This is a genomic window from Plantactinospora sp. CA-290183, from assembly GCF_050936375.1.
Lineage (GTDB): Bacteria > Actinomycetota > Actinomycetes > Mycobacteriales > Micromonosporaceae > Plantactinospora.
The window spans coordinates 233,270-246,100 of sequence record NZ_JBNJMX010000006.1; the positions used below are offsets into that span (position 1 = coordinate 233,270).

A 12,831-nucleotide genomic window follows, 5' to 3' on the forward strand; every position below is an offset into this window, starting at 1 on the left:
CAGCGGAGGCGCGTGCGGCAGCCAGCCCGGCCGGGAGGCGGGCGGGGCGGTCAGCCGACCGTGGCCAGACCGGTCAGGCGGGCCAGCGACCCTTCCAGGTCCGCGCCGACCCGGCGCATCCCCCAGCGCAGCAGCGCCCCGCTGACCGGCCCGGCGGGCCAGCGCACCATGATCAGCCGTACCGAGGTGCCGTCCTCTTCCGGGGCCAGTTCGACGTAGACCTCGGTACGCGCCTCGGCCCGCGCCCCGGCCCCCTCGGCCCGTTCCCGCCAGGCGATCAGCGTCGGCTCCTGATAGGCGATGACCTCGGCGTCCAGCGCGCGACCGGCCGCGTGCACCCGCTGCCGCCGCCCGATGCCCTCCCCGGAGAGCACCTCCGCCTGTCGTACCCCGGCCAGCCAGCCCGGCAGGTGTTCGGCCCGCTGAACCAGGTCCCACACCGCCTCGATCGGCGCTGCCACCCGAGTGCTGCGTTCGATGAGCATCATCCTTCAGTCGCCTCCATTGCGGACAACCCGTGACCATTCGCAGCTTATTCACAATTCCGGACAGAAGCGGACGACTACCCAGCGACACGCCGGATGAACTACCCCGGTGAAGTTCCCGCCGGTACTGCCGCCGGAGCCGGCCGCGCGCGCAAGATCAGCGTGCGCGCCCGCAAGATCAGCGTGATCAGGGAGTGGACACCGCGACGCGCCGGCGACACGCGGGAACCGCTCCCTGATCACCGGGATCAGGGAGGGGAAACCTGGTGGCGAGGGGGGCGATGGGCGTGCGTAGGCTTGACTCCGTGACGGTACGCGTACGCTTTGCCCCTTCCCCGACTGGTATGTTCCACGTCGGCGGCGCCCGGTCGGCACTGCAGAACTGGATCTACGCCAAACAGCAGGGCGGGGTCTTCGTGCTGCGGATCGAGGACACCGACGCGGCTCGCAACCGCCCCGAGTGGATCGAGGGCATCCTCTCCGCCCTCGACTGGATCGGCATCGAGCGCGGCACGTACGAGGGGCCGTACTTCCAGTCCGCGAACGCCGGTGAGCACCGCAGCGCCGCCGCCCGGCTGCACAGCCAGGGACGGGCGTACTACTGCGACTGCACCCGGGAGGCGGTCCAGGCCCGCACCGGCTCGCAGTACCAGGGCTACGACGGCTTCTGCCGGGACCGCGACCTCGGACCGGGCGAGGGGCGCGCGCTGCGCTTCCGCACCCCGGACGAGGGCGAGACCGTGGTCGTCGACCTGATCCGGGGCGAGCCGACGTTCGAGAACAGGCTCATCGAGGACTTCGTGATCGCCCGGGGCGACGGCTCCCCGGTCTTCCTGCTGGCCAACGTCGTGGACGACCTCAGCATGGGCATCACCCACGTCATCCGCGCCGAGGAGCACCTGCCCAACACGCCCAAGCAGCAGCTGCTCTGGGACGCGCTCGGCGTGAAGCCGCCGATTTGGGCGCACGTACCGGTGGTGGTCAACGAGAAGCGGCAGAAGCTGTCGAAGCGGCGCGACAAGGTCGCCCTGGAGGCGTACCGCGACGAGGGCTATCTGGCCGCCGCGATGCGCAACTACCTCATGCTGCTCGGTTGGGCCCCCTCGGGCGACCGGGAGATCGTGCCCTGGTCGGTGATCGAGTCGGAGTTCCGGCTCGCCGAGGTGAACCCCTCGCCGGCGTTCTTCGACGAGAAGAAGTTGCGGGCGTTCAACGGCGAGTACATCCGCGCGCTCCCCGTCGAGGAGTTCGTGGCCGCCTGCCAGCCGTGGCTGACCGGCACGGAGACGATCGCCCCGCCGCCCTGGCAGCCGGCGGAGTTCGACCCGGCCGCGTTCGCCGCGGTCGCCCCGCTCGCCCAGACCCGGATCGCGGTACTCAGCGAGATCGTTTCCAACGTCGATTTCCTCTTCCTGGAGTCCCCGCTGATCGACGAGGCCGCCTGGGCCAAGGCGATGAAGGAGGGCGCCGCCGAACTGCTCGACGAGGCGGTCGCCGCCTTCGAGGCGCTGCCCGCCTGGGAGCCGGAGCCGCTCAAGGCGGCACTGGAGGAGGTCGGCGCGCGCCGGGGGCTCAAGCTCGGCAAGGCGCAGGCGCCGGTCCGGGTCGCGGTGACCGGACGAGGCGTGGGGCTGCCGCTGTTCGAGTCGATGGCGGTGCTCGGCCGGGACCGGACCCTGGCCCGGCTGCGCGCGGCGCGGATCCGGCTTCCCTGAGCCGATCCGCGAGGTCCCGGCCCTTCACGACCCGGCTCCGGTCCGCCACGGGCCGACCCGACGGTCACCACGGCTGACCGCCGGCCAGCCTGCCGCTCGACCGGCGGCCGGCCTCAGCTCGACCGGCGGCCGGCCTCCGCCTCCCGCCGGCGGTCAGGGTCGCCCGGCGGCCCGGCGGCGGAGCAGCAGTCCACCGGCCAGCGCGGCGATGACCAGCACGCCGCCGAGGGCCCAGGGCCACCACGGCGCTCCACCGTCGTCGCTGGCGGTCGCCACCGGGGCCGCCGAGTTCGACGGCACCCCGGGTGGCGAGGCGGGTGGCGTGGTCGGCGCGGCGCCGGCCGGTACGGACGGGCTCGGCGTCACTCCCACGGTGACCGTGAACCGGACCTCCCCCTCGATCGGGTGCCCGTCACCGGAGGCGACCTGGTACCGGACGATGTAGAGCCCGGCCGCGCCCGGCCGCACCGGCACGGTGACCCGGGATCCGGCGAACCTCGGGCGTCCCGACGTCGCGGCGACGTTGTCCGGGCCGGTCACCGTGACCCGGGTCGTCGCCGGGTCCAAGCGGGACAGAAAGGTCAGCCGGACCTGGGCCGGAGCCTGCGCCAGCCGGGCCCCCTTACGCGGATCGCTGCCGGTCAACGAGTTGTGCGCGGCGGCCGGACCGGCCGGCAGGAGCGCGCAGGACACCGCCACGAAAGCGATCAGCACCAGTTTCGCAACATGTTGGACCCAACGCCCCATACCCGTCTCCGTCCCGCTACGATTCGGCCAGCTGATCAGTGGCTCGTCGATTAGTCGATCCCTGATCGCCCATGGTTCCAAATACCGCTCGTCCAGGTGCAACCGAGCGGCGTTCTGCGGAGTCTCTGTAGTGAGCGCGGCGATGCGATAGCGACCACCGCCGTGCACCTCACCGACCAACCAGCGCGTGACCTGCATCATTGGCCACTCATCGATACGGGGCGAGGAGGTCAGCGATGGCCGGAAGGGTGAGCCGCCGATTCGTCGGCATCGTCACGCTGCTGGTCGCGGCGGGCAGCTGGCTGGGCGGGAGCACGGTCGCGCACGCGAAGCCGGCGGCCAAACCGAGACCCACATTGATCACGCTCACCGGCACCGACCTGGCCGCCCCGCGGGCGGTACGGCTCGACGCGGACCCCGAACTCTTCGCCGCCGTGCTCGACCAGGTCAGCTGGTTGCAGGGCAGCGGGCACACCACGGCGCCGAAGGCCGCCGACCTGGGCCCGAAATACACGGTCGTGGTGCACGTCGGTGACGCCGCCAAGCAGTCCTACGATCTCTATCCGCTGGCCAAGGGCGGCCCCCGGGCCTTCCGGCCGGCGAAGCAGCCCGGCGGGCGCAAGACCAGCGCCGCGTGGTTCTTCGGCCGGCTCACCATGGCCGAGACCCTGCGGGCGGCCGGCGCCCCGCTGCCCGAGCAGGCCAGCACCGTCCATGGTGGTGTCGGCGGCGGGGAGCGGGTCATCCCGGACGAGACGCTCGGCAGCGGCGAGGACGTCGACCGACTGCTCGGCGAGCTGCGCCGGCTGATGCTGCTCAACGGCGCGGTACTGCTCTCCATCACGGTCGGGCTGGCCGGCATCGCGCTGCTCGTACGGCGCCGCACCCGCTGAACGGTCCCGCCGCGAGCCGCTGCGGGCCACCAAATTCCGCACCACGGCTGCCGTCCGGCTGACCCCGCTCGGCCCGGTCAGCACCACCGGCGCGGTGGCCGGTCGCGTCGCACGACCCGCCGGGTGGGGCGTACCGCGCCGTGCCGGTGGGCACCCGCCCAGCCCGGCCGATCGGTACGGCAGCCCGACGAGGGGCGGGACTGCGATCCCGCCGGTGTCTCGGCGGCGTCCTGCTGAGCGGCGGTCGCGGGCCGGTCCGCCGCACCGGCCGCGGCGGTTGCCTGCTCCGGGGCGTCGGCGCCCTGCTCCCCCGTGCGCGGTCGGGGGACACCGGCTGCCCGTTCGGTACCGGCTGCCCGGCTCTCGGCGCGGTGTGGTCCGTCCGCCCCACCGCTCGGGGCACGCCCCGGTTCCGCCTCGGCCTCCGGGCCGGCCGGGACCCGCCCCGTACCCGCCGCCGTCCCGTCCGGCCCGGCGACGCCCCGCTCGGACCCGCCGGCCACCCGGTCCGAGCCGGCCGCGGTGCCGCAGACCCAGCGGAGCCGACCCGGCGGGCCGGCGGGCGGATGGCGCAGCGCGTGATCACCCAGCAGGGAGTCCGGCTCACCGTCGGCGCAGCCTGGTTCGGCGTCCTGCGCCATCGAGGCCTCCTCACGCTCGCCGCCGGCCGGGTCATCGTGCAACGGCGCGGGCGCCGTCTGCTGGCCGCCGCCCCCGCTGCGGGGCCGCCGGCCGGACGAGAAACCGCGTCGCGGACCATGTCACCGTACTGGCCCGGAACGACAGACTCGACGGCGCCGTGGGCAGCGCCCTTCGCCCGAGCCGGTCCGCCGCCTGGTCGGGCCCGGTCGACGGGGGCGAAAAAGGGGTGGCGGGTACATCCTTCGACGGATCCCGCCCCGGATCGGCTCGACTGTGCGGCCGAGGCCAGCGGCCGGCTGATGTGGTGTGATCGGAGCGTGACGCCGTGGTGGAACCTGGGCCGGGGCACCCTGGCCCGCGATCTCGCGCTGGCCGGTGCCTCCTTCGCCGGCGGGCTGCTGATGCTGACGTTCGGCACCTACCGCCAGCTCAACCCGGCCCTGCTGCCCCAGCCATCCTGGGCCCTGCACGGCACCCTCGCGCTGACCTGCGTGGCGGTCGCGTTGCGCCGGGTGGCGACCCGCCGAGCCCTGGTGCTGGGCACCGTCGCCTTCCTCCTCGACCTGGCCTGCGGTTCGACGCTGGCCACCACCCTGGTCTACACCCAGGTGCTCTTCGACTCCTGCGTGTACGGGCCTCCCCGGCTGTGGCGGCGGCTGCTCTGGATCACCCTGGCGGTCACCGTCCTCTCCGCGCTGGTCGGGGTGGCGTTCCTCGCCCCGTGGTCCTGGCAGGGGGTCGCCCTGGCCGTGCCGGCGATGCTGATCGGCGTACTGCCGGTGGTCGGCGGGATCAGCCTGCGGCAGTACCGCGACCAGGCCGTCGCCGAGCGGGCCCGGGCCGAGCAGACCGCCCGGCTGGCCGAGCTGGACCAGCGCCAGGCGGTGGCCGCGGAACGCAGCCGGATGGCCCGCGAGCTGCACGACGTGATCGCCAACCACATGAGCGCGGTGGCGATCCACGCCACCGCCGCGCTGTCGGTGCCGAACCTGGACCGGAGCCAGCTGGACCAGGCGCTGCGGGTGATCCGGGAGAACAGCGTGCAGGGCCTCGCCGAGATGCGGCAGATGATCGGGCTGCTCCGGGAGCCCGCCGACGGCCGGTCCCCACCGGCCGGGACGGGTGACGCCGGGACGGGCCCGCTCGGGGTGGCGGCGGACGGGATCGTCCGGGCCCGGCTGGCCGAGGCGGACCGCCTGGTCGACCAGGCGCGCAACGCCGGCCTGTCGGTGCGGTCCGAGACGGTCGGCCCACCCCGGGCGCTGCCGGTCGCGGTGGACCTCGCCGCCTACCGGATCGTCCAGGAGTCGCTGACCAACGCGCTCAAGCACGGTTCCGGGCAGGCCGACCTCGTGGTCGACTACCAGCCGCGCTCGGTCGGCCTGACCGTCGAGAACCCGGTGGAGGACGCCCCCGGGGCCCGGTCCGGGCCCGGCACCGCGGCCGGACTGCCCGGGGCGGCAGCCGGCCTGGTCGGCATGCGGGAGCGGACGGTCCTGCTCGGCGGGCGCTTCCACGCCGGCCGGTACGGCACCCGGTGGCGGGTCCGGGTCGAGCTGCCCACCGAGGAGACCCCGGCGCGGTCCGGCATGGTGGAGGCGGCCGCCCCCGGCCCCCGGGACGGCGTCGAACCCGTCGCCGACGACGCGCTCGCGATCATTACCGCCCCGCGACGATGACGCAGCGGGAACGGGACGCCGGGAACGCCCCGGCGATCCGGGTGCTGATCGCCGACGACCAGGAGGCGGTCCGGGCCGGTCTGGTGCTGATCCTGGCCGCCACACCGGGGCTGGCCGTCGTCGGTCAGGCCGCCGACGGCGAGGAGGCCGTGGCACTGTGCCGTACCCTCCGGCCGGACGTGGCGGTGCTCGACGTCCGGATGCCCCGGCTGGACGGGATCTCCGCGACCCGGGAGATCGTCACGGACGGCCTGGCCGACGTGCTCGTGCTGACCACCTTCGACCTCGACGAGTACGTCTTCGGTGCGCTGCGCGCCGGCGCGGCCGGCTTCCTGCTGAAGGACACCGACGCCGAGGGGCTGGTGGACGCGGTCCGGACCGTGGCCCGGGGCGAGGGGATCATCGCGCCGGCCGTCACCCGGCGGCTGATCCGGGCCTTCGCCGCCACCGCTCCGGGGACCGCGCCGGCCACCCGGGCGGCCCTGGCGGAGTTGACCCCGCGCGAGCGCGACGTGCTGGCCTGCCTCGGCCTCGGCCTGTCCAACCAGCAGATCGCCGACCGGCTGGCGATGGCGGAGAGCACCACGAAGACCCATGTCAGCCGGATCCTCGGCAAGCTCGGCCTGCGCAGCCGGGTGCAGGCCGCCATCCTCGCCCAGGAGCTGAACCTGCCGGCGCCGTGACCGGCCGATCAGGGCTGGCGACGGCCGGCGGCACCGCGGGCTACCGGGCCGCCCGGTCCGGGCGGGCCTGCGGGCGGGACCCGACGGCGCGGCCCGGCGGGTCCACGATCCGCGCGAGCAGCGGTACCACCGCGAGCGCCAGCAGCCAGCCACCCAGCACGTCGGTGGGCCAGTGCGCCAGCAGGGCCACCCGGGTCAGCGCGACGAAGAGCGCGAAGAGGGCCGCCAGGGCCACGGCGACCGGCCGGGCCGGGCCCGCCAGCCGCGGCCAGAGCAGGAGTACGGCGACCAGCGCGGCCGCCGCCGCGTTGCTGGTGTGCCCGCTCGGGAAGCCGTTGCTGTGCACCACCACGAACCCGTCCACCGGTCGGGGGTGGTGCACCAGGGCGTGCATCAGCCCCCAGAGCACCGGCACCACGACGGTCACCGCGACGCAGAACGCGGCGGCGCGGCGCCGCGACCGGGCGGCCAGGGCCAGGCCGACCAGCAGTCCGGCGGCCACGAACGGCACCGTGGCGGCCACGTCGGTGGCCACCCGCAGCACGGAGACCAGCCGGGGATTCGCCGTACCGTGTTCCCGGAAGCCGTCGCTGGCGGCGGCGTCGAAGCGGTCCAGCGGCGCCCAGCCGCCGAGGGTCAACGCGAGCAGGACCAGGAAGGCGGCCAGGGCGAGCAGCGGTACGGCCAGCGGTGGGCGGGCGATCATCGGAGCATGATGACACGCCCAGATGGGAACGCCCGGTAGCCGGCGTGGCAGGCTGGGCGGATGGTGACCGAGGCGGGCGAGGGTGAGCTGGCCGCCACGCTGCGCCGGATCGAACGCGCCGCGGGCGGGCTCGCCACGGCCAGCGTGGCCCGGATGGAGGAGGCGCTGCCCTGGTTCCGGGAGCTTCCGGCCGACCAGCGGTCCTGGGTCATGCTGGTGGCCCAGGCCGGCGTGCGCTCCCTGGTCGAGTGGTTGGGGTCCCGTCCCAACGGCGCCGACCGGGCCGGTGGGGCGGTGGCGGACACCCAGGAGGTCTCCGACGAGGTCTTCGCGGCGGCCCCCCGGGCGCTGGCCCGGTCGATCAGCCTCCAGCAGACCGTGGCCCTGATCAAGGTGACCATCGACGTGGTCGAGGAGCAGGTGCCGCATCTGGCCGCGCCGGGCGAGGAGCGGCTGCTGCGCGAGGCGGTGCTCAAGTTCTCCCGGGAGATCGCGTTCGCGGCGGCCCGGGTGTACGCGCGGGCGGCCGAGTCGCGCGGCTCCTGGGATGCCCGGTTGCAGGCGCTGCTGGTCGACGCGCTGCTGCGCGGTGACTCGCCGGACGTGCTGGCCAGTCGGGCGGCGGCGCTGGGCTGGACGGACGCTCCCCCGGTGGCGGTGGCGGTGGGCCGCTCCCCGGGCGGCGAGGTGGCCGCGGTACTGCACACGATCTACCGGGTCGCCCGGCGGATCGGGCTGGAGATGATCGGCGGCGTACACGGGGACCGGCTCGTGGTGGTGCTCGGCGGCGCCCCCAACCCGCTCGCCGCCACCGAGAAGCTGCTCGCCGGCTTCGGCGTCGGGCCGGTGGTGGTGGGGCCGGCGGTGCCGAGCCTGGATTCCGCGACCGACTCGGCGCGGGCGGCCCTGGCGGGTTTCCGGGCGGCTCCGGCGTGGCCCGCGGCGCCCCGCCCGGTGGCCGCGACCGACCTGCTGCCGGAGCGGGCGCTGGCCGGCGACCCGGAGGCCCGGCGCAGTCTCCGGCAGGACGTCTACGCCGCCCTGGTCCGGGCCGGCGGTGAACTGCTGGAGACCCTGGACGCGTTCTTCGCGGCCGGCGGGGTGCTGGAGAGTGCCGCCCGGGCCCTGTTCGTACACCCGAACACCGTCCGGTACCGGCTGCGCCGGATCGCCGACGTCACCGGCTTCTCCCCCCTCACCGCCCGGGACGCGTTCGCGCTGAGGATGGGGCTGATGATCGGTCGGCTTGACCCATCTGCCCCGGTCGTACCGACACACCCCCATTAACGGGCGTTCAGGACAGAGGCCCCGGAAAGTCCGTGATCACCATGGATTTTTGTAGGGACCCTACAAAGTCCGTAGTGTGGTTTGGTGCAACACGGCACCCGCAACCGGACGCGTGATCCAGGAGAGTCGTAAACGTGCTCGCCGTACTCTCTCCCGGCCAGGGTTCGCAGAAACCCGGCTTCCTCACTCCCTGGCTCGACCTGCCCGGCGCCGAGGCTCGACTGCGCTGGTGGTCCGCGCTGGCCGGCGTCGACCTCGTCCGGCTGGGCACCGAGGGCGACTCGGACGAGATCAGGGACACCGCCCGGACCCAGCCGCTGCTGGTCGCCGCCGCCCTGCTCGCCGCCGAACAGCTCCCCATGTACGACGTGGGCGTCACCGTCGGGCACAGCGTCGGCGAACTCGCGGCCACCGCCCTGGCCGGGGTACTGAGCCCGGAGGCCGCGGTCACGCTGGCCGGCGTACGCGGCCGGGAGATGGCCGCCGCCTGCGCCCTCGAACCGACCGGCATGGCGGCCCTGCTCGGCGGCGAGGCCGCCGAACTGCTCGCCGCGGTCGAGGCGCACGAGCTGTACCTGGCCAACCACAACGGCGCCGGCCAGCTCGTCGCGGCCGGGGCCGTCGACCGGCTCGCGAAGCTGGCCGCCGACCCACCCGGCGGGGCCCGGGTCCGGACCCTCCAGGTCGCCGGCGCCTTCCACACCCCCTACATGGCCCCCGCCGAGGCGGCGCTGAACGCCGTGGCGGCCGGGATCACCACCGCCGAGCCGACCCGGATCCTGCTGTCCAACCTGGACGGTGCCGCGGTCAACCACGGCCGGGAGATGCTGCGACGCCTGGTCCGCCAGGTGACCGCACCGGTCCGCTGGGACCTGTGCATGCGGGGCCTGGCCGACCTCGGCGTGACCGCGGTGATCGAACTGCCGCCGGCGGGCACCCTCGCCGGCCTGGTCAAGCGGGAGCTGAAGGGCACCGGCCTCCCCGAGATCGTCACCCTGAACACCCCCGACGACCTGGCCGCGGCCCGGGACCTGATCGCCCGGCACGGCGCCCCGTCCGGCCACGAGCCGACCATGCAGTTCCGGGTCGTGGTGGCGGCCGCCGCCGGCACCTTCGCCCCGGCCGCCGACCTGGGCGAGGGCGACACCATCGACTCCGGTCAGGTCATCGGACAGGTCATCACCCGGCGGGGCGCCGTCGACGTGACGGCGCACGGTTCGGGCGTACTCACCGAATGGCTCGCCCACCACGACGACCCGGTCGCCCCGGGCCAGCCCCTCGCCCGCATCGGAGGACAGCTCTCATGACCGGTCAGCGGATCAGCCGCGCCCACCGCCCGGCGGTGACCCGATGAGCAGGATGGTCGCCCTCGGGCACTACCAGCCCTCCCGGGTGCTCACCAACGACGACCTGGCGCAGCTCGTCGACACCAACGACGAGTGGATCCGCGACCGGGTGGGCATCGTCACCCGCCGCATCGCCGACACCGAGACGGTCGCCGACATGGCCGCCGCCGCGGCCGACAAGGCACTGGCCAACTCGGGCCTGGACGCCACCGACATCGACCTCGTCGTGGTGGCCACCTGTTCCGCGATCGACCGCAGCCCGAACACCGCCTGCCGGGTCGCCGCCAAGCTCGGCATCAACGCCCCCGGGGCGTTCGACGTCAACACGGCCTGCTCCGGCTTCTCGTACGCGCTGGGCACCGTCGACCACGCCCTGCGGGCCGGCGCCGCCCGCAACGCCATCGTGATCGGCGCGGAGAAGCTCTCCGACTTCACCGACTGGACCGACCGGTCGACCTGCATCCTCTTCGGCGACGGCGCCGGTGCGGCGGTGGTCTCGGCCACCCCCGAGGGCGAGTCCAGCGGCATCGGGCCGGTGGTCTGGGGTTCGGCGCCGGAGCGCAGCGACAGCGTCCGGATCGAGGGCTGGCGCCCGTACATCCAGCAGGAGGGGCAGTCGGTCTTCCGCTGGGCCACCACCGCGCTGGCCCCGCTCGCCCTGCAGGCGTGTGAACGGGCCGGCGTCGCGCCGGAGGAGATCGCGGCGTTCGTGCCGCACCAGGCCAACCTGCGGATCATCGAGGGCATCGCCAAGCGTCTCGGCATGCCCCAGGCGATCATCGCCCGGGACATCGTCGAGTCCGGCAACACCTCGGCGGCGAGCGTGCCGCTGGCCCTGTCCAAGCTGGTCGAACGGCGCGAGGTGCCGTCCGGCGCGCCGGTGCTGCTCTTCGGCTTCGGCGGTGGGCTCACCTACGCCGGCCAGGTCGTGCGCTGCCCCTGACCGGTCCGTCGTCCGCGCTGCACGCCCGGTCGACCGGGGCGGCCCGCCGCCGCGGCACCGACCGAAAGCCCACCGGTGGCGGATGCCTCCGCCACCGGCGGAAACCCAACCACGAGAGGAACCAACCGCAATGACCCGTGACGAGATCACCGCCGGCCTCGCAGAGATCCTGGAAGAGGTCGCCGGGGTGAGCCCGGACGACGTGGCCGAGGAGAAGTCGTTCACCGACGACCTCGACGTCGACTCGCTCTCCATGGTCGAGGTCGTCGTCGCCGCCGAGGAGAAGTTCGGGGTCAAGATCCCGGACAACGACGTACAGAACCTCAAGACCGTCGGCGACGCGGTCGCCTACATCGAGGCGCAGTCCTGACCATGAGTCGTCCTGACGTCGTCGTCACCGGGCTCGGCGCGACGACCCCGCTCGGCGGGGACGTCGCGTCGACCTGGGAAGCCATGCTGGCCGGTCGGTCCGGGGTGGGCCCGCTCACCCAGGACTGGGCCGCACAGCTGCCCGTACGGATCGCGGCCGAACTCGCCGTGGAACCCACCGAGAAGCTGGACCGGGTCAAGCTGCGGCGGCTCGACCGGTCCGAGGCCATCGCGCTGATCGCCGCGCAGGAGGCGTGGGCCGACGCCGGCCTGGCCGACTCCCCACCCGATCCGGAACGGATCGCGGTGAGCGTCGGCTCCGGCATCGGTGGCGCGCAGACCCTGCTCGCCCAGGACGACATCCTGGAGGCGTCCGGCCCGCGGCGGGTCTCCCCGCACACGGTGCCGATGCTGATGCCGAACGGGCCGGCCGCCTGGGTGGGGCTGGAGCTGGGCGCGCAGGCCGGGGTGCACTCGGTGGCCAGCGCCTGCGCCACCGGGGCGGAGGCGATCGCGCTCGGCCTCGACCTGATCCGCTCCGGCCGCGCCGACGTGGTGCTGGCCGGCGGGACCGAGGCGGTCATCCACCCGCTGCCGATCGCCGGCTTCGCCTCGATGCGGGCGATGTCGACCCGCAACGACGACCCCGAGCACGCCTCGCGGCCGTGGGACAAGGGCCGTGACGGGTTCGTCCTCGGCGAGGGCGCGGGCGCGGTGGTCCTGGAGCGGGCCGACCACGCCGCCGCCCGGGGAGCGCGGGTCTACGCCCGGCTCGCCGGCGCCGCGCTCACCTCCGACGGGTACGACATCGTGCAGCCGCATCCGGAGGGCCGCGGGGTGATCCGGGCGATCAACATGGCCATCGCCGACGCGGACATCGCCCGGTCGGACATCGTGCACGTCAACGCCCACGCCACCTCGACCCCGGTCGGTGACATCGCGGAGATCGTGGCGCTGCGCAAGGCGCTCGGCACCCACCCCGTGGTGACCGCGACCAAGTCGATGACCGGCCACCTGCTGGGTGCCGCCGGTGCGCTGGAGTCGATCGCCACCATCCTGGCCATCCGGGACGGGATGGTCCCCCCGACGATCAACCTCGACGACCCCGACGACGCCCTGGACCTCGACGTGGCGGCTCACAAGGCCCGGCAGATGGAGGTACCGGCGGCGCTGAACAACGGATTCGGATTTGGTGGACACAACGCGGTTCTCGTCTTCGCGCGTGCCTGAGACGAACGTGTCTGAGACGAACGGTGCGCCCCGGTCGGGCCAACCGGTCCGGCACCTGATTTGGAGGCTCTCGTGACGACCACGTCCGTCAACGCCGACCGCTCCA

At 74.2% G+C, this 12,831-nt stretch carries 13 protein-coding genes; 9 read left to right on the top strand and 4 right to left on the bottom strand.

The window, feature by feature from the left end; translation table 11 throughout:
* Window positions 1-50: 50 nt before the first annotated feature.
* A complete protein-coding gene (locus ACQEUR_RS14455; RefSeq protein WP_433030394.1) occupies window positions 51-488 on the bottom strand; it encodes an SRPBCC family protein in 438 nt (145 codons plus the stop codon).
* A gap of 302 nt (window positions 489-790) precedes the next feature.
* On the opposite strand from ACQEUR_RS14455, the gene gltX reads away from it, so the two are divergent.
* Window positions 791-2,200, top strand: a complete 1,410-nt coding sequence (gltX, locus tag ACQEUR_RS14460) for a glutamate--tRNA ligase (RefSeq protein ID WP_433030396.1) — start codon at window positions 791-793, stop codon at window positions 2,198-2,200.
* Window positions 2,201-2,353: 153 nt separating this feature from the next.
* On the opposite strand, the gene ACQEUR_RS14465 is transcribed toward gltX, so the two are convergent.
* Entirely contained in the window at window positions 2,354-2,914 is a 561-nt protein-coding gene (locus ACQEUR_RS14465; protein WP_433030398.1) for a copper resistance CopC family protein, read from the bottom strand.
* A gap of 269 nt (window positions 2,915-3,183) precedes the next feature.
* Between ACQEUR_RS14465 and ACQEUR_RS14470 the strand changes: the two genes are divergently transcribed.
* Window positions 3,184-3,840, top strand: a complete 657-nt coding sequence (locus ACQEUR_RS14470; RefSeq protein WP_433030400.1) for a hypothetical protein — start codon at window positions 3,184-3,186, stop codon at window positions 3,838-3,840.
* A 77-nt stretch (window positions 3,841-3,917) separates the two neighbouring features.
* Here ACQEUR_RS14470 and ACQEUR_RS14475 read toward each other — a convergent pair whose 3' ends face one another.
* A complete protein-coding gene (locus ACQEUR_RS14475; protein WP_433030402.1) occupies window positions 3,918-4,481 on the bottom strand; it encodes a hypothetical protein in 564 nt (187 codons plus the stop codon).
* A gap of 318 nt (window positions 4,482-4,799) precedes the next feature.
* Here ACQEUR_RS14475 and ACQEUR_RS14480 point away from each other — a divergent pair, with 318 nt between their 5' ends.
* Both ACQEUR_RS14480 and ACQEUR_RS14485 read left to right on the top strand, forming a co-directional pair.
* Complete coding sequence (locus tag ACQEUR_RS14480; protein WP_433030404.1) at window positions 4,800-6,161, top strand: sensor histidine kinase; 1,362 nt, start codon at window positions 4,800-4,802, stop codon at window positions 6,159-6,161.
* The gene (locus tag ACQEUR_RS14485; RefSeq protein WP_433030406.1) at window positions 6,158-6,844 is read left to right on the top strand and encodes a response regulator; all 687 of its coding nucleotides are present in this window, start codon (window positions 6,158-6,160) and stop codon (window positions 6,842-6,844) included. The genes ACQEUR_RS14480 and ACQEUR_RS14485 overlap by 4 nt, the downstream gene beginning before the upstream one ends.
* A gap of 40 nt (window positions 6,845-6,884) precedes the next feature.
* Here the strand turns inward: ACQEUR_RS14485 and ACQEUR_RS14490 are convergent, their stop codons facing one another.
* Window positions 6,885-7,550: a phosphatase PAP2 family protein gene (locus tag ACQEUR_RS14490; protein WP_433030408.1), complete on the bottom strand. Its 666-nt coding sequence runs from the start codon at window positions 7,548-7,550 to the stop codon at window positions 6,885-6,887.
* 60 nt (window positions 7,551-7,610) lie between these two features.
* Here ACQEUR_RS14490 and ACQEUR_RS14495 point away from each other — a divergent pair, with 60 nt between their 5' ends.
* From ACQEUR_RS14495 to fabF, 5 genes are all read left to right on the top strand, one after another.
* On the top strand, window positions 7,611-8,837 hold the full coding sequence (locus ACQEUR_RS14495; protein WP_433030410.1) for a PucR family transcriptional regulator: 1,227 nt from the start codon (window positions 7,611-7,613) through the stop codon (window positions 8,835-8,837).
* Window positions 8,838-8,971: 134 nt separating this feature from the next.
* Window positions 8,972-10,144 carry an acyltransferase domain-containing protein gene (locus ACQEUR_RS14500; protein WP_433030412.1) on the top strand — a complete coding sequence of 391 codons (1,173 nt, stop codon included), beginning with the start codon at window positions 8,972-8,974 and terminating at the stop codon, window positions 10,142-10,144.
* A gap of 43 nt (window positions 10,145-10,187) precedes the next feature.
* Complete coding sequence (locus tag ACQEUR_RS14505) at window positions 10,188-11,126, top strand: beta-ketoacyl-ACP synthase III (protein WP_433030414.1); 939 nt, start codon at window positions 10,188-10,190, stop codon at window positions 11,124-11,126.
* 130 nt (window positions 11,127-11,256) lie between these two features.
* Entirely contained in the window at window positions 11,257-11,496 is a 240-nt protein-coding gene (locus ACQEUR_RS14510; protein WP_107261778.1) for an acyl carrier protein, read from the top strand.
* A gap of 2 nt (window positions 11,497-11,498) precedes the next feature.
* A complete protein-coding gene (gene fabF / locus ACQEUR_RS14515) occupies window positions 11,499-12,725 on the top strand; it encodes a beta-ketoacyl-ACP synthase II (protein WP_433030416.1) in 1,227 nt (408 codons plus the stop codon).
* The last annotated feature ends 106 nt before the right edge of the window (window positions 12,726-12,831 follow it).